This is a genomic window from Streptomyces sp. BV286 (assembly GCF_019090165.1).
In the GTDB taxonomy this organism is placed as follows: domain Bacteria; phylum Actinomycetota; class Actinomycetes; order Streptomycetales; family Streptomycetaceae; genus Streptomyces.
In genome coordinates this window covers 361,291-376,717 of sequence record NZ_JAHRIB010000141.1, presented here as the reverse complement: position 1 = coordinate 376,717, position 15,427 = coordinate 361,291, and the positions used below count along the sequence as shown (strand labels likewise).

Genomic DNA, 15,427 nt, shown 5'->3' with positions numbered 1-15,427 from the left:
AGTGCCGGGTGGTAGGAAACGGGGATGCCGCAGACACCTGCCTACGAAGAGCTTCTGAACCTTGTCGAGGACCGTTCCGCCGCGCTGCGCGGCAGCGTCGCCGCATTCCCCGACCCGGACGTCCGTGTCCCCAGCTGCCCCGACTGGTCGCTGCGCGAACTCGTCGAGCACCTGACCGAGGTGCAGCGGTTCTGGGCGGCGGCGGTCGTCGCCGGCCCCAGCGAGAAGCCCCCGACCGTGGCACCGGCAGATGACGCAGCGCCGTCCGACCTGCTGGCGCGCTCGGCCTCAGCCACGCAGGAGCTGATCGCCGCCCTGCGATCCGTCGATCCCGCGGCGGGCTGCTGGACGTGGTGGGACGGCTCCGGCGTCCCGATGACGACCGGCGCCGTGGCGCGCCATCAGGTCCAGGAGGCTGCCGTCCATGCCTTCGACGCCCAGCTGGCCACCGGAACTCCCGAGCCCGTCCCCGCGGTCGTCGCACTCGACGGGATAGCCGAGTTCATCGGCGTCAGCCACGGAACGGCCAGCCCTTGGCCACATGAGCCGGCCCGGATCGGCCTGCACACCACCGAGGGTGCGTCATGGCTGATCGACCTGACGCAGTCGGGCTCGACCGTGGTCGACGACCCGGACGGGGCAACCGCCCACCTCCATGGACCGGCGAGCGACCTGCTGCTCGTCCTGCACGGCCGCCTCCCCCTGGACCAGCTACGGAGCGAGGGTGACCGCGCCACCCTGGAGAGGCTTCTGAGCTGGCCCGACCTGGACTGACCCACCGGTCCGAGACCTGCTGCGCGGGGACCGCGCTCTGATCCGCGGCCCCGCGCGCAAGATCACGCACCGTGCCCGGAGGGTAGGCTGCCCCTGTGGAAATGCTGCACCTGCGCTACTTCGTCGCCGTCGCCGAGGAACTGAACTTCACCGCCGCAGCGCGCAGACTGCACATGTCGACTCCCCCGTTGAGCCAGCGGATCAAGGACCTGGAGAACGAGATCGGGCAGCGGTTGTTCGACCGCAGCACCCACCACGTCATGCTCACCCCGGCCGGCGCCGCGTTGCTGCCGATCGCCCGGGACGTACTGGAGCAGGTCAACTCCATCCCGTGGCGGCTGAGCGAGGCGACTCGGCCGCAGCGCAGCACCGTGTTCCTCGGCGTCCCCGCCGGCGTGCATCCGGAACTGCGCGAACGGATCAACACCCTCGCCGGGCTCGTCCGGGAGCGGTTCGAGGTCAAACGCTGGCCCGGCGCCACCGCCGACCTCGTCACCGCTGTGCGCGAGGGCAGGCTCGCGCTGACGCTGGCCCGGCTCCCGGTGGCCGACCCGGCTCTGGAGCAACTGGCCGTGATGTCGGAGCGGCTCGGCGCGGTCGTGCCCGCCGACCGGTTCGCCGGGCGGGACTCCATCGCTCTGGCCGAGCTGACCGACCTCCCCTACGTCGCCTCTCCGGCAGAAATCACTCCGGCGTACTTCGACCAGCTCGACCGTCAGTTGTCCGAGCTCGGAATCAAGAAACGCATCAAACTCGCTCACACGGGTTTTGGTGGAGCCGCCGAAATAATCTCCTGCGGATTGGCATTCTCCCTTTCGATGCTCGACGCCAGGAGCCCCATGCAGGGCTACCGGATGGAGAACGTGACCGTTCTGCCCATCACGGATTTCCACCCCCGCCTGGACACCGCCCTGCTCTGGCACCGTGACCGCGCCCACGGAGGCGACCTCGAAGAGCTCGTCGACGCCGCCCGTGAGGTCTTCTCCGAACCCCTCAGCATTTGACCGGGACGGGGACGGAATTACCCCGAAAGTTCTTCCCATATTGGTATGACCGCTGCGGACATACCAATGTTCGCAACAAGATCATTCCGTTTTTCTCCCTTCGCAACTAACTTCGATCGCAGAGCAGCGAAGCAAGGTGCGAAAGGACGAACAATGACGGACACCAGCAACACCACCACCGCCACCGGCCCTCTGGACGGTGTACGCGTGATCGACCTCTCGACCGTCGTCATGGGCCCGTACGCGGCCCAGATCCTCGGGGACCTGGGCGCCGACGTCATCAAGATCGAGTCGCCGGCCGACACCGTCCGTGTGGGCCAGTACCGCACCACCCCCGGCATGACCCCGCTGAACCTCAACGTCAACCGCAACAAGCGCAGCGTCACGCTCAACCTCAAGGACGCGACCGAGCGCGCCCAGGCCCTCGACCTGATCGACACCGCGCAGGTGCTGATCACCAACATGCGCCCCGACGCGCTCAGCCGCCTGGGACTGGCCTACGAAGACGTCGCCCAGCGCAACCCGGGCCTGGTCTACGCCCACGCCCAGGGTTTCCGCAGCGACTCCGACCGCGTCGGCAACGCCGCCTACGACGAGACCGTGCAGGCTGCCTCCGGCCTGGTCGACATCGCCAACCGCGCGCTGGGCGAGCCGGTCTACCTGCCGACCATCCTCGGCGACAAGGTCTCGTCGCTGACCATCGCCTACAGCGTCCTCGCAGCGCTGGTGCACCGGAGCCGGACCGGACAGGGCCAGCAGATCGAGATCCCGATGACGGACACGCTCATCGCCTTCAACCTGGTCGAGCACCTGTCCGGGCATGTGTACGAGCCCGCGCAGGGCTCAACCGGCTTCCCGCTGTCGATGACGAAGGGCCACCGGGCGGTGCGTACCAAGGACGGTCTCGCGTGCGTGATCCCCTACAACCCGCACAACTTCCGTGACTTCTTCGCCGCCGCCGGTCGCCCCGATCTGGCCGCGGACCCGCGCGTCAACGGCGAGGCCATCGACAGCGCCGACCACGAGGCGCTGGCCGGGCTGATCGACGAGTGTGCCCCGGCGCTGACCACCGCGGAGTGGACCGAGGTCTGCACCAAGCACAGCATCCCGATGGCACCGGTCCTGGAGCTGGACCACGCCCACGAGGACGCGTACGTCCGCGACGGACACCTGCTCGACACCGTCGACCACCCGACCGAGGGTGCGATCCGCACCGTCGGCATCCCTGTGCGGTTCTCCGCGACGCCCGGCTCGATCCGCCGCCTGGCCCCGGTCCCGGGCCAGGACACCGTCGACGTTCTCGCCGAGCTCGCCACCCGCTGACCTGCTCCTCACCGCGACGGGCAAGCAGCGAACGGCAGAGGCACGAGACCACTGCCAGCAGTGCAGTCAGCTTTCAGCAGTCAGAAAGAAGAACGGCATGAGTACCACCGAAGTACGCACCGAACAGCTCGGTTCGACTTTGCTGATCACGATCGACCGTCCGCAGGCGCGCAACGCCGTGAACGCCGCGGTCGCCACCGGACTGGCCACCGCGCTGGACCGCCTGGAAGCCGACCCCGCGCTCCGCGTGGGCGTCCTGACCGGCGCCGAGGGCACGTTCAGCGCCGGCATGGATCTCAAGGCAGCCCTGCGGGGCGAGTCGCCCGAGATCGAAGGCCGCGGGTTCGGCGGCCTGACCGAGGCCGAGTCGACGAAGCCGCTGATCGCCGCCGTCGAGGGCTGGGCCATGGGCGGCGGGTTCGAACTGGCACTGGGCTGCGACCTGATCGTCGCCGCCGAGGATGCCAGGTTCGGGCTGCCCGAGGTCAAGCGCGGCCTGATCGCCGCGGGCGGCGGAGCCATCCGCCTGCCCCAGCGGATCCCGTACCACCTGGCCATGGAGTTCCTGCTCACCGGCGAACCGGTCGACGGCCGCCGGGCCGGCGAACTGGGCCTGGTCAACCGGGTCACCGGCACGGGCGACGCCACCGCCGTGGCGCTGCGACTCGCCGAACAGCTCGCGCTGAACGCCCCGCTCGCGCTGGCCGCCGTGAAGAGGATCGTGCGCGCCGCCGACGGAGTGCCCGAGGCCGACGCGTTCGCCGTACAGCGCGGGGAGATGGCCGCTCTGACGGCTTCGGCCGATGTCCGCGAGGGCATGACCGCCTTCGCCGAGCGCCGCGCCCCGCGGTGGACGGGCAAGTGACATGAGGATCGAAGAAGTCCGGCGTCGCATGACCACTCCGCTGACCAGCCCCGCCTTCGCGCCGGTGGTCCCGAGGTTCACCGACCGCGAATACCTCAACATCGTGTACCGCACCGACGCCGACGCACTGCGCGCCGTCGTCCCCGAGCCCCTGACCATCGACGAACCGCTGGTCCGGTTCGAGGTCATGAGGATGGGCGACGTCAGCGGATACGGGCCGTACACCGAGTCCGGCCAGGCGATCCAGGTCACCCTCGACGGCGAACAGGGCGAGTACCTGCACGCCATGTACCTCGACAACTTCCCGGCGACCGCGTCGGGCCGCGAGGTCAGCGCGTACCCGAAGACGATCGGCGCACCGCAACTCCACGTCGACCACGGCGTGCTCGTGGGCTCACTGGACTACGGCACGCTGCGGGTCGCCACCGCGACCATGGGATACAAGCACCACGAGCTCGACCGGCGCGAGGCCGAGGCACAGATCACCGTGCCGACGTTCATGCTCAAGACGATCCCGGGTTACGACGGTTCGCCTCGGGTGCAGGAACTCGTCCGCACCGAGATCACCGACCTCACGGTCAAGTGGGCCTACACCGGCCCCGCGAGGCTCCAGCTGTTCCAGCACGTACTCGCCCCGCTGGCGGACCTGCCGGTCCTGGAGATCGTCTCCGCGAGCCACATCCTCACCGACCTGACGCTCGGCGGAGTCGAGCCGGTCCACGACTACCTGGAAGGAAGGGCGTCATGACACAGGAGTTGACGACGCGCGAGTTCCGCACGGCCGCGGTGATCGGAGCCGGCACCATCGGACTGTCGTGGACGGCACTGTTCGCCGGGCACGGGCTGACCGTCCGGGTGAGCGACCCCCGGCCGGACCTCGCCGAGGCCGTCGCCGAGGCCCTGGCCGGCTTCGCCGCGCACCTCGCCGCCCAGGGCCTGGACGTCGAGGGCCTCGCCGACCGGGTCCACATCGCGTCCGACGTGACCGAAGCGGTCCGGGACGCCGACGTCGTCCAGGAGAACGGCCCGGAGCGCGTCGAGTTCAAGAAGGACCTCTTCGCCACCCTGGTCCGCGAGGCGCCGGCGCACGCACTGCTGCTGAGTTCGTCGTCGGCGATCCCGTCGACCGCCTTCACCACGGAACTCGACGACGCCGGCCGGATCCTCATCGGACACCCGTTCAACCCGCCGCATCTGATCCCACTGGTGGAGGTCGTCCCCGGCGAACGCACCAGTGAGGACGCCGTCCGGGCCGCGGTGGACTTCTACACCTTCGTCGGCCGCACCCCGGTCGTCGAGCGGAAGGAGATCCCCGGGTTCGTCGGCAACCGCCTGCAGAACGCGCTCAGCCGCGAGGCCGTCCACCTCGTCGAACAGGGTGTGGTGACCCCGGAGGACCTCGACCGGGTCATGACCAACTCGCTGGGCATCCGCTGGTCGACGGTCGGGCCGTTCCTCGGCTCGCACCTGGGCGGAGGCCCCGGCGGCTACCGGCACATGGCCGAGCACATCGGCGGGTCGATGAAACAGATGTGGGCCGAGCTCGGCACCCCGTCGCAGAACGAAGAGGAACAGGAACGGCTCATCGAAGCCGTGGAAAGGGCCTACGGCTCCTCCACGTACTCGGAACTCACCGAGACGCGCGACCGCAGGCAACTCGCTGTCCTGTCCGCGCTGGACAGCGCCGACAGGACGGCCAGGACCGCCAACACCGCCAAGGAGGAGAACTGAGATGACCACCACCACGGAACCGCTCGACGACCAGCTGGTCGCGGACTTCTACGACTACGAGTCGCTGCTGCCGGACGAGGAGCGCAAGATACTTCTCGGCGCCCGCGCCCTCATGCGGAACGAGGTCAAGCCACTGGTCAACGAGAACTGGGGCAAGGGCCGGTTCCCGACCGAGCTCATCGGCATCTTCCGTGGGAGCGGGCTGGCCGGACTGCCCTACGAGGGTTACGGCGAACACCGCCCCGCCGTCAGCAACCTGCTCAGCGGCATGCTGGCCATGGAAATGACCCGCACCGACGCCTCGGTGGCCACGTTCTTCGGCGTCCACAACGGGCTCGCGATGTACTCCATCCACTCCGGCGGCAGCCAGGAACAGCGCGACCGCTGGCTGCCCCGGATGGCCGCGATGGACAAGATCGGCGCGTTCGCCATGACCGAGCCGCTCGGCGGGTCCGACGTCGCGGGCGGCATGCGCACCACGGCCGAGCGCGACGGCGACACCTGGGTCCTCAACGGCGCCAAGAAGTGGATCGGCAACGCGACCTTCGCCGACTACGTCGTGGTGTGGGCGCGGGACGTCGACGACAACCACGTCAAGGGGTTCGTCGTCGAGAAGGGCACCCCCGGATTCCACGCGGAGAAGATCGAGGGCAAGATCGCCTTCCGGATCGTGGAGAACGCCGAGATCACCCTGACCGACGTACGGGTGCCGGAGGTGAACCGTCTGCAGAACATCAACTCCTTCCGCGACGTCGCGGAGATCCTGCGCGCCACCCGCGGCGGGGTCGCCTGGCAGGCGTTGGGTGTGATGGTCGGCGCCTACGAACTCGCCCTGGACTACGCCAAGGAGCGCGAGCAGTTCGGCCGCCCGATCGCCCGGTTCCAGATGGTGCAGGACCTGCTGGTGAAGAGCCTGGGCAACATCACCGCCTCGTGGGGCATGCTGATCCAGCTCGCCCGGCTGCAGGACGCCGGGGTCTTCCGCGACGAACACTCGTCACTGGCCAAGGCGTTCGTCACCTCCCGGATGCGCGAGGTCGTCGCCTGGAGCCGGGAGATCTTCGGTGGCAACGGCATCGTCCTGGACTACGACATCGCACGCTTCTTCGCCGACGCCGAGGCGATCTACTCCTTCGAGGGCACGCGTGAGATGAACACCCTGATCGTGGGCAAGTCGATCACGGGGCAGAGCGCCTTCGTGTGACCGCGGGCCCTGGCTCCGCCGGAACGGACCGGAGGGGGCCGTCCCTCGCGATGATGCGAGGTACGGCCCCCTCCGGTCCGACCGCCGTGGTACGGGCTGTGGAGTCGCCCGACTTCGGCTGTCACCACGTCCGGTGCACGGTCGCCTTGCTGCCGGTCACCAGGCTTGCCGGCGGAACGTCGTCGGCCACGACCGCGCCGGCGGCGACCACGGCGTCACGGCCGATGCTGACGCCGGGCAGGATCGTGGCACCGGCACCGATCCACACGTTCTCCGCCACGTCGATGGGTGCGCCGGTGAGGTACAACCGCCGCTCCTCGGGATCAACCGGGTGACCACCGGTGATGAACGTGACCTTCGGTCCGATCATCACGCGCTCGCCGACACGGATGCCTGCGTAGTCCAGGAACGTGCAGTTCTGGTTGATGAAGACGCGCTCGGCGAGGTCGAGGTTCAGGCCATGGTCCGTGAAGAAGGGCGGATAGATCGTGACTCTCGGCGGCAGCGCCTTGCCGAGGATCTGCTCGAACAGTTCGGCCTTGCCCTCTTCGTCCTCGAAGGGCAGGACGTTCAGTCGGGAGGTGAGCGCGGTGACCTGCAGGACCCTCTCGGCCATGGCCTGGAACTCGGCGCTTCGGATACGCATGAGACGGTCGTTGGACATTCCACGGCCCCTTCTGATGTGACGGTGACTGGACGAGACGCACTGGGCCCTGATGGAGGCCGCTGTGAGCAGCGGCCTCCGGGTCACTTCTGCCGGGCGCGGGACCTGAGGGCGTCGGGGACGTCGCTGCCGCGTGGTGGTGGCGGCGCCCAGGAGGGACGCCAGGCCGATTCCGGGAGCCTCGGCAGGCCGGTGAGGTGGGTGACGATTCCACGGAGCCCTGGATGCGGATTCGCTCTTGGGACGATGAGGGAGAGCGGGTACGCGAGGGTCGGATTCACGAGGGGAATGCGGCGCAGGTCGTGGCTCGTCGGCCAGATGTACCGGTCGCGTGCCCCGACGAGGGTGGCCACATCCGAGGAGTCCGCGAGGGTGTCGAGGAGTACGTCGTCGCCGAAGTGCGGGCCCGCCGCGTCGATGCGCAGGTCGAACGCGGTGGTGAGCTGGTCGTAGAACTCCGCCCATTCACTGTGGGGCGCGATGCCCGGTACCCATATCCGGTGCTTGCGCAAGTGGGCCGGCGTCAGTGTCCCCGCGGAGGCGAGCGGATGCCTCGGGCCGACGAGAAGTTCCAGCGGCGAGTCGAACGCGTGCATCATGTGCAGGTCCGGCGGCAGGCTTTCCGGGTCGGTGACGGTACGGAACGAGGCGTCGATGTCGCCTGCTTGGACGGCCGCGGCCGCTCTGCGCGGGTCGTCGACCCTGAGGGTCACCACGTCGAGGTGCGTTTCGGGGTGGGACCGCCAGTAGTCGTGCAGAACGACGGCCTGGGCGCTGCGCAGGCCGAGAACGTCGATCCGAAGGGCCCGGGAGCCCGGCCTGACCGCGGTGACGGCACGCTCGACGCCGGCGACGATGCTCCGCGCGTGAGGGAGGAACGCCTGACCGTCGAGCGTCAGCTCCACCCCTCGGGCCGTACGCGTGAACAGACGGACTTCCAGCTCACGCTCCAGGGCGGCGATCCGCTTGGATACGGCCTGTTGCGTCACGCCCAGTTCGTCGGCCACGTGCCGCAGTCGGCCCAGTTCGGCCGCCCGGACGAACGATCGCAGTGCCTTGGTGTCCACTGGTTCACCTTAGGCCTGCACAACCGATGGTTGTGGCTCGTCCGGGGCCGGTTGTCCGATCGGTGAGGCGATCGGGCAACCACGAGCGCTGTGTCCTACAGAGTGCCGTCACCGTGCAGCGCATGGTCGTTGACGCGGATCCCTGCGCTGCGCACGCCGAGGTACCGCAGGCACTACCCGCGGGGCACCCCGACGCCGTCGTGCACGGCTGTCGCGTCGTCCGCGGGGGTCCGGGCAGCCTCGACAGGCTCGCCGCGGCGGAGTTCGTGGGCTTCGGCGAGCAGGAGGTAGCAGCTTGCGGTCCAGGTGTAGGCGCGGTCGCGCAGGCCCGTCCCGGTCAGGGCGTCGAAGTTCTCCGCGAAGCCGTAGGTCTCGCACAGGGCACGGAATCGGGTACTGATCTCGTCCGCCAGGTGCGGGTGACCGGCGCGGCGCAGGCCGTCCTCGATCAGGACGGTCGCGGGGGCCCAGATCGGGCCGCGCCAGTATCCGTCGGCACGGTAGTGGGGCGAGCCGGGCAGTTCGGTGGCCAGTCCGTGCACGGTCAGGTGGGCCTCGATGCGGGTGGCCAGCACGCCGCTGATGCTTTCGGGCAGGTGCTCGCCCAGCACGATGGGCATCAGGTCGAGGAGGCCGGCGGTGGTCCAGGTGTCACCACTGTGGACACCGCGTGCGACGAAGCTTTCGCCGTTCCAGAGCTGGTCGACCATCGCGGCCTGGGTCGCGTCAGCCGTACGCGTCCAGCGGCGGGCGTCGTCCGGCCGGTCCAGTTCGGCGGCCAGGCCGGCGAGTTCGCGCAGTTGGAGGATGAGGAACGCGGACAGGTCTGCGGTGACGACGACCCGTTCGGGGTCGAAGGAGGTGGCGTTGTCCCAGCCGCTGTCGTTGCCGTGCTGGTAGTGGGGCAGGGCGGCTCGGGGGGCGCGGCGGGCCGTGAGCCAGAAGTCCGTCCAGCGGGCCAGTCTGTCGTACGCCACGGCCAGTTGGGCCCTGCCGAGGGGTTCGGGGAGCCGTTGGCGCAGATGGCCCAGAGCCCAGCCGTGGACAGGGGGTTTGACGAAGTTGTAGAGGACTTCGGAGTGGGTGACCGAATCGGGGAGGGCGCCACTGTCGTCCTGGTGGTCGAAGGGCAGTGAGTACTGGTCCCAGGCGAGATCCGGCGATCCGGGGGCCAGGGCGAGGGCGTTGAAGCAGTGGTCCCAGCTCCAGACCTTGTCCATCCAGTGCTTGGACATCAGCACCGCGGGACGGGTGACCAGGCCCGCAGGCCGCACGGTCGCGGACCACACCACGTAGGCGGCGAGTTCGGCTGCCGGAGTGGCCGACGTGCGCCACGGGGCCACCGCGTCGACGAACTGGGTGAACGAGCGCTGCGCGGCCTCCGCCACCTGCCCGAACGTCGACGACGAGCTGTAGGGGTGTCGCGCGCTGTCGAGTTCCTCGACGGCGATCTCCCATGCCCCGTCCGCCTCGCCCGCAACGGTGAGACCCCGGTCGGCGGCGCCCAGGGCCTGGCCGCCGGACACGTCGGTCACCGTGCCGGCCAGCGCGGTGAGGCGGTACCGGCGTCCGGTCTCGTAGGAGGTGAACATGTGGGCGCCGTCCACCGGGTCGCGGTAGAAGTAGGTCCCGCTGAAAGGGGTCAGGGCGTGCGCGGCCGCGGTGACACGCAGGCCCAGTCCTTCACCGCGCAGGCGGACGGTGTCCGGCGCCTCGTAGGCGAGTTCGATGTGCCCGCCCGTGCCGGTCCAGGTGAGCCGGCTCGGTGTGGCCCGGACGTCGGTCGGCGCCCGGTCACCCGTGGTCGGCTCCAGCGGGACGAAACGCAGGACGGCGTGCATGCCGTTCTGGTGCGAGACGAGGTGAAGGTCCTCGGCGCGCACCTTCTCCGCGAGCACGGGAGAGATACCGAACCAGGATCCGTGCGCACTGAACGGGATGTCGTGGACGGAGAAGGCCGGGCCGGGCGGGGCGGCGGTCATGGAGGCGTTACTCGTTTCTTGAGCGGAGGTGGCCGGCTGCCGTGGTGGGGTGACGCGCTCGCGCGGCGGTCCTGGCGGGCAGGGGCTGGTGGGGTGTTCGCCACCGTGTCAGTCCTTGACGGCTCCGGCGGTGACACCGGCGGCGACGTAGCGCTGGGCGAGGACAAGGATGACCGCGGCCGGCAGCGAGGCCACGACGGCGGTGGCCATGATGGCGTTCCACTCCTGGTTGTTGTTGCCGATGTACTGGTAGATGCCGAGGGTGATCGGCTGGTGGGCGCCGCCGCTCGCGAGGGTGCTGGCGAAGACGAAGTCGGACCAGGACCACAGGAACGCGAACAGTGACACCGTGACGACGGCGTTGCGGCTCATCGGCAGGACGATGGACCAGAAGGTCCGTACGGGGCCCGCTCCGTCCGTCCTGGCCGCCTGGAGCAGTTCACCGGGGATGCCGGACATGAAGGCGGTGAAGATGAGTACGGCGAAGGGGACGGCCAGGGTGGAGTCGGCGACGATGAGGCCGGGCACGGACTGGAGCAGGCCGAGGCTCAGATAGATGGCGTAGAAGCCCATCGCCATGATGATGCCGGGAATCATCTGGGCGGCCAGCAGGACGAAGCCGAGCAGGCCACCGCCTCGCGGGCGCAGCTTGGCCAGCGCGTATCCGGCGGGGGCCGCCAGAGCCACGGTCAGCACGACGGTGCCCAGGCCGATGACGAGGCTGGTGCCGAGGTGGGGCAACTGCTGGTCGACGACGGCCCGGTAGCCCTCCAGGGTGGCGTGGGCGGGGAACAGGTCCGGCGGGCTCTTGCGCATGTCCTGGTCGCGGGTGAAGGACACGTTCAGCATCCAGTAGACCGGGAAGAGCATGATCGCGGTCAGCAGGAGGCCGATGGCTGTCTTCCACCAGGTACGGCTGCGTCGGTCGCGTCGGGTCGCGGCAACCCCTGTCATGACAGCCCCTGCTTTCGTTGGACCCGCATGTAGATCAGGCCGAAGACCAGAGCGGCGACGACGAGCAGGTTCCCGACAGCCGCCCCGGGGCCGAAGGCGGGAAGCAGGTTGCCGAAGCCGAGTTGGTAGGACCAGGTGGCGAAGGTGGTGGACGAGTCCGCCGGGCCGCCCTTGGTCATGATCCAGATGATGTCGAACACCTTGAGTGTGTAGACGAGGCCCAGCAGCAGTGTGATGGCCGAGACGGGGCGGAGCAGCGGGAAGGTGATGCGCCAGAACCGCTGCCAGGCGTTCGCCCCGTCGAGGGCGGCTGCCTCGTACAGGCCGGCCGGGATCGACTGCAGGCCGCTGTAGAGGACCACCAGGTTGAACGGCACGCCGATCCAGACGTTGGCGAGGATCACCGAGGTCAGTGACCAGTCCGGTGAGGTCAGCCAGTTCACCGGGCCGATACCGACGGCGTGCAGGGCGGCGTTGACGATCCCCGAGTCGCTGTTGAGCATCCACGACCAGGTCGAGGCCGACACGATGAGCGGCAGCAGCCAGGGCACCAGGAACAGAGCCCGCAGGGTCGCGGAGAGACGGAAGTGCTGGGTGAAGAAGACGGCGAGGGCCAGGCCGATGGCGTACTGGAGGACCAGCGACACGGTGGTGAACACCACGGTGTGCACGAGCGCGGGGCCGAAGGTGGGGTCGTCGAAGACGGTCAGGTAGTTCTGCAGGCCCGTGAAGGGTGCGTCGCCCTGGACGAAGGAACGGACCGTGTAGTCGCGCAGGCTCAGATCGATGTTGCGGTAGAGCGGATAGGCGTAGAAGAGGGTGAGGTAGAGGACCACGGGGGTGAGGAATCCCCAGGCGGCCCATTGCCGGGAGGCGGGGCGGCGCCGGGTCGTGGTGTGTGCCGGGGCCGCGGCGGTGGCCGCCGCCCCGGCGCGTTCGTGCACGGGCGGTCGGTCCGGCAGCTGTGTCGTGTGCTTCATCGGCGGGTCGGGGATTCGGCTACTTGACGGCGGACTGTGCGGACCCGAGCGCGTCCTTGGGTGACGCCGACCCGCTGAGGGCCGTCTGGACCGCCTTCCACAACTGCTCGGAGATCTTGGGGTACTTGGTGCCGAGGTCGTCACTGGTGCGCCCCTTGGCCGCCTTGACCGCGTCGACCCAGGGCTTCAGCTTGGCGTCGGCGGCCACCTGCTTGTCCTGGACCGCGGCGGTGGGGGCGACGTAGGACAGGGTGGTGTCGGTGGCGAGCAGATTCTGCGCGCTCGTCAGGCAGGACACGAGCTTCTGCGAGGTGGCGTAGCGGCCCGTCTCGCCCTGCACCGGGACGGTGACGAACTCACCGCCCGTCGGGGCCGCGGCGTTGCCGCCCTTGGCACCCGGGACAGGGATGACTCCGTAGTCGAAGCCGGCCTTCTCGGCGCCCGCGAGCTGCCAGGTGCCGTTCTCGGCGAACGCGTAGTCGCCGCTCGCGAACTCCTGCCAGCTGGTGGTCTGGGTGTTGTTGATGACCGAGTTGGGGGCGTAGCCCTTCTTCAGCCAGTCGTTCCACAGTGAGAGCGCCGAGACGGCCTCGGCCGAGTCCAGTTCGGTCAGTTGGGCCCCCGCGCCCCAGAACCACGGAAGGAACTGGAAGCTGCCCTCCTCGGTCCCGGTCGCGGAGAAGGTGATGCCCTTCTTGCCCGCCTCGTCGACCTTCGCCAGAGCCGCGGTCAGTGTCTTCCAGTCCGTGACGGAGGCTATGTCCACGCCGGCCTTCTTCAGCACCGCCTTGTTGTAGTAGAGGGCCAGGGTGTTCGCACCGATCGGTGTGCCGTACGTCTTTCCGTCCGTCTGTCCCGCGGCGAGGAGGTTGGGGTCCACCTGCGAGGTGTCCAGCTTGTTGTCGTCGGTGGTGGTCAGCACGCCTGCCTCGGCGAGGGTCGACACGACCGGGTTGTCGACGACGAGGACGTCCGCGGAGTTGTCCTGCTGCGCCGCCAGCAGTGCCTTGTTGGTCAGGTCACTGGTGTCGAAGGCCGTCCGCTTCACCTTCACGCCGGCCTTGGTGCCGCAGTCGTCGAGCAGCCCGGCCCATTCCGAGCTCTTGTCGAACTGCGGATACGGGTCCCAGACGGTGTACGTGCCGCTGTCCGCGGCCTTCGCGGAGCTGCCGCTCCCGCCGCCCGGGGAACAGGCGGTGGCGCCGGTGGTGACGGCTACGACGGTGAGGGCTGCGGCGGTGAGACGCCGGCCGGCAGATCTGTTCATGGCGTGTTCCTCTTGGTTTTCGGCACAGGGGTGCCCCGGGATCGGCACGCGTGTGCCCTGGGAGGGGTCGTTGTGGCGGCTGGGCCCGCCGGACCGGACGGTCGGCCGCACGGGCCGCCGACGTGGGGCGTGGACGGGAACGGGAGGGTGAAGCGGAGTGCGCGGGGGTGGCGGTCAGGAAGTGGTGGAGGGACCGAAGTCGGGGGCCGGGTCGGCCGGCCTGGTACCGGCGGGCGCGGTGCTCGCCCGCAACGAGATCGGCGGCGCGAGCAGGTGGTGCCGAGCCGGGGTGCCGGGGTGGTCGAGCCGCTCGACGAGCAACTCGACGGCGAGGCGGCCCATCTGTTCCGCCGGCACGTCGGCCGCGGTGAGCTGCGGGGTCACCGTCTCGGCCCACCGGCTCGCCACGACGCCGGTGACGGAGAAGTCGCGTGGCACATGGCGCCCGGCCGCGGCCAGCCCTCGGTAGAGGCCGCCGAGCGCGGCCTCGTTCAAGGTGACCAGGGCGGTGGTGGCGGGGTCGTCGTGCAGAATCCGCTCCAGACAGGCGAGACCGGAGGCGGCGTCGTCCCCGCAGCAGTACGTCCGGACGGTCAGCCCGCGTTCCGCGGCGGCCTTGGTGAAGCCTTCGAGCCCTCGGTGCGCGGACTCGTACCCGGCCCGCAGGAGCTGCTCGGGCCGGTTGACGAAGGCGATCCTGCGGTGGCCCAGGTCCGCGAGGTGGTGCACGCAGGCCGCCGCGAGTGCCGTGTGGTCCAGGCCCACCCACCAGCTGCCCTGCGGGTTGGCGGTGCGGCCGATGGCGACGGAGGGGAAGTCCACCGCGGCGAGGTGATCGAGCCGGTCGTCCTCCAGGCGGATCTCCATCAGGATCGCGCCGTCGACCCTGCGCTCGCCCAGCAGCCGCTGGAACGAGCGGTCGCTGTCCGCGCCGCTCGGCGAGAGCAGCACGTCGTAGTCGTAGGCCGCGGCGGCTTCCGTGACGCTGCCGATGAAGTCCAGCTGCATGCCGGTGTAGTGGTTCCCGGCCGGCGGGAAGACCAGACCGATGGTGTTGGTCCGGCCGTTGGCGAGGGCCCGCGCACTGGCGTTGGGCTGGTAGCCCAGCTCGTCGATGACCTGTTGGATCTTCTGGCGGGTGTCCTCGGACACGGGGCGCTTACCGCTCAGCGCGTAGGACACGGTGCTCCGCGAGACACCGGCCCGCCTGGCAATCTCACCGATGTTCACGAGGCTCCTCGCCGGAAGGGTCGAACCGGTTCGATACTTCGCAGTGACAAGACCGGACTGGTACCGATCGTCGAACCGGTTCGCGTGAAGTGAAGGTAGGAGCAACCACGGCGGGTGTCAACGCCTCGCGCCGAACTTCTCGCAACGGCCGAGAACCTCGACATACAGACACGTAACACCCTGCACGCTCGGCCACGTCCCTGCTCACGGGCAGGTCTGCCCTCGCACCGGATATGCGGGAACGCCCCACCTCCCGCCCGGCGACCGACTCCGTACGGCCCGGGAGATCCATGGCGAGGGTATTGCTGACAGGTTTCCTCGGTGCTAGCTTCCCCGAACCGGTTCGACGAAGTATCGGGTACTCGCCACATCCTTCGAGGCG

General features: G+C 69.3%; 14 protein-coding genes. 7 read left to right on the top strand and 7 right to left on the bottom strand.

Features of this window, described 5'->3' with window-relative positions:
• Positions 1–24 precede the first annotated feature (24 nt).
• From KUF83_RS21425 to KUF83_RS21395, 7 genes are all read left to right on the top strand, one after another.
• A complete protein-coding gene (locus KUF83_RS21425) occupies positions 25–774 on the top strand; it encodes a maleylpyruvate isomerase family mycothiol-dependent enzyme (protein WP_217456357.1) in 750 nt (249 codons plus the stop codon).
• Between the two features lie 101 nt (positions 775–875).
• Positions 876–1,778, top strand: a complete 903-nt coding sequence (locus KUF83_RS21420) for a LysR family transcriptional regulator (protein ID WP_254644190.1) — start codon at positions 876–878, stop codon at positions 1,776–1,778.
• 153 nt (positions 1,779–1,931) lie between these two features.
• Positions 1,932–3,101 (top strand): CaiB/BaiF CoA-transferase family protein, encoded by a 1,170-nt coding sequence (locus tag KUF83_RS21415; RefSeq protein ID WP_217456355.1) that lies wholly within the window; start codon positions 1,932–1,934, stop codon positions 3,099–3,101.
• 97 nt (positions 3,102–3,198) lie between these two features.
• On the top strand, positions 3,199–3,966 hold the full coding sequence (locus KUF83_RS21410) for a crotonase/enoyl-CoA hydratase family protein (RefSeq protein WP_217456354.1): 768 nt from the start codon (positions 3,199–3,201) through the stop codon (positions 3,964–3,966).
• Position 3,967: 1 nt separating this feature from the next.
• On the top strand, positions 3,968–4,714 hold the full coding sequence (locus KUF83_RS21405) for an acetoacetate decarboxylase (RefSeq protein ID WP_217456353.1): 747 nt from the start codon (positions 3,968–3,970) through the stop codon (positions 4,712–4,714).
• The gene (locus KUF83_RS21400) at positions 4,711–5,697 is read left to right on the top strand and encodes a 3-hydroxyacyl-CoA dehydrogenase NAD-binding domain-containing protein (RefSeq protein WP_217456352.1); all 987 of its coding nucleotides are present in this window, start codon (positions 4,711–4,713) and stop codon (positions 5,695–5,697) included. The genes KUF83_RS21405 and KUF83_RS21400 overlap by 4 nt, the downstream gene beginning before the upstream one ends.
• A 1-nt stretch (position 5,698) precedes the next feature.
• Positions 5,699–6,901, top strand: coding sequence for an acyl-CoA dehydrogenase family protein (locus KUF83_RS21395; RefSeq protein WP_217456351.1), 1,203 nt, complete (start codon positions 5,699–5,701; stop codon positions 6,899–6,901).
• A 121-nt stretch (positions 6,902–7,022) separates the two neighbouring features.
• Here KUF83_RS21395 and KUF83_RS21390 read toward each other — a convergent pair whose 3' ends face one another.
• The 7 genes from KUF83_RS21390 to KUF83_RS21360 form a co-directional block, all read right to left on the bottom strand.
• Positions 7,023–7,565, bottom strand: coding sequence for a DapH/DapD/GlmU-related protein (locus tag KUF83_RS21390; RefSeq protein ID WP_217456350.1), 543 nt, complete (start codon positions 7,563–7,565; stop codon positions 7,023–7,025).
• An 83-nt stretch (positions 7,566–7,648) separates the two neighbouring features.
• Positions 7,649–8,632 (bottom strand): LysR family transcriptional regulator, encoded by a 984-nt coding sequence (locus KUF83_RS21385; RefSeq protein ID WP_217456349.1) that lies wholly within the window; start codon positions 8,630–8,632, stop codon positions 7,649–7,651.
• Between the two features lie 173 nt (positions 8,633–8,805).
• Complete coding sequence (locus tag KUF83_RS21380; RefSeq protein WP_217456348.1) at positions 8,806–10,614, bottom strand: amylo-alpha-1,6-glucosidase; 1,809 nt, start codon at positions 10,612–10,614, stop codon at positions 8,806–8,808.
• Positions 10,615–10,722: 108 nt separating this feature from the next.
• Positions 10,723–11,568, bottom strand: coding sequence for a carbohydrate ABC transporter permease (locus KUF83_RS21375; protein ID WP_217456347.1), 846 nt, complete (start codon positions 11,566–11,568; stop codon positions 10,723–10,725).
• The gene (locus tag KUF83_RS21370) at positions 11,565–12,548 is read right to left on the bottom strand and encodes a carbohydrate ABC transporter permease (RefSeq protein WP_217456346.1); all 984 of its coding nucleotides are present in this window, start codon (positions 12,546–12,548) and stop codon (positions 11,565–11,567) included. Before KUF83_RS21370 ends, KUF83_RS21375 begins: the two co-directional genes overlap by 4 nt.
• A gap of 19 nt (positions 12,549–12,567) precedes the next feature.
• Positions 12,568–13,815 (bottom strand): extracellular solute-binding protein, encoded by a 1,248-nt coding sequence (locus KUF83_RS21365; protein WP_217456345.1) that lies wholly within the window; start codon positions 13,813–13,815, stop codon positions 12,568–12,570.
• Between the two features lie 174 nt (positions 13,816–13,989).
• Positions 13,990–15,045: a LacI family DNA-binding transcriptional regulator gene (locus tag KUF83_RS21360; RefSeq protein ID WP_217456344.1), complete on the bottom strand. Its 1,056-nt coding sequence runs from the start codon at positions 15,043–15,045 to the stop codon at positions 13,990–13,992.
• Between the last annotated feature and the right edge of the window lie 382 nt (positions 15,046–15,427).

Bases quoted from the DNA above. Each gene is read 5' to 3' on its own strand.
- KUF83_RS21425 (WP_217456357.1), top strand. From the start codon at position 25: ATGCCGCAGACACCTGCCTACGAAGAGCTTCTGAACCTTGTCGAGGAC.
- KUF83_RS21420 (WP_254644190.1), top strand. From the start codon at position 876: ATGCTGCACCTGCGCTACTTCGTCGCCGTCGCCGAGGAACTGAACTTC.
- KUF83_RS21415 (WP_217456355.1), top strand. From the start codon at position 1,932: ATGACGGACACCAGCAACACCACCACCGCCACCGGCCCTCTGGACGGT.
- KUF83_RS21410 (WP_217456354.1), top strand. From the start codon at position 3,199: ATGAGTACCACCGAAGTACGCACCGAACAGCTCGGTTCGACTTTGCTG.
- KUF83_RS21405 (WP_217456353.1), top strand. From the start codon at position 3,968: ATGAGGATCGAAGAAGTCCGGCGTCGCATGACCACTCCGCTGACCAGC.
- KUF83_RS21400 (WP_217456352.1), top strand. From the start codon at position 4,711: ATGACACAGGAGTTGACGACGCGCGAGTTCCGCACGGCCGCGGTGATC.
- KUF83_RS21395 (WP_217456351.1), top strand. From the start codon at position 5,699: ATGACCACCACCACGGAACCGCTCGACGACCAGCTGGTCGCGGACTTC.
- KUF83_RS21390 (WP_217456350.1), bottom strand. From the start codon at position 7,565: ATGTCCAACGACCGTCTCATGCGTATCCGAAGCGCCGAGTTCCAGGCC.
- KUF83_RS21380 (WP_217456348.1), bottom strand. From the start codon at position 10,614: ATGACCGCCGCCCCGCCCGGCCCGGCCTTCTCCGTCCACGACATCCCG.
- KUF83_RS21375 (WP_217456347.1), bottom strand. From the start codon at position 11,568: ATGACAGGGGTTGCCGCGACCCGACGCGACCGACGCAGCCGTACCTGG.
- KUF83_RS21370 (WP_217456346.1), bottom strand. From the start codon at position 12,548: ATGAAGCACACGACACAGCTGCCGGACCGACCGCCCGTGCACGAACGC.
- KUF83_RS21365 (WP_217456345.1), bottom strand. From the start codon at position 13,815: ATGAACAGATCTGCCGGCCGGCGTCTCACCGCCGCAGCCCTCACCGTC.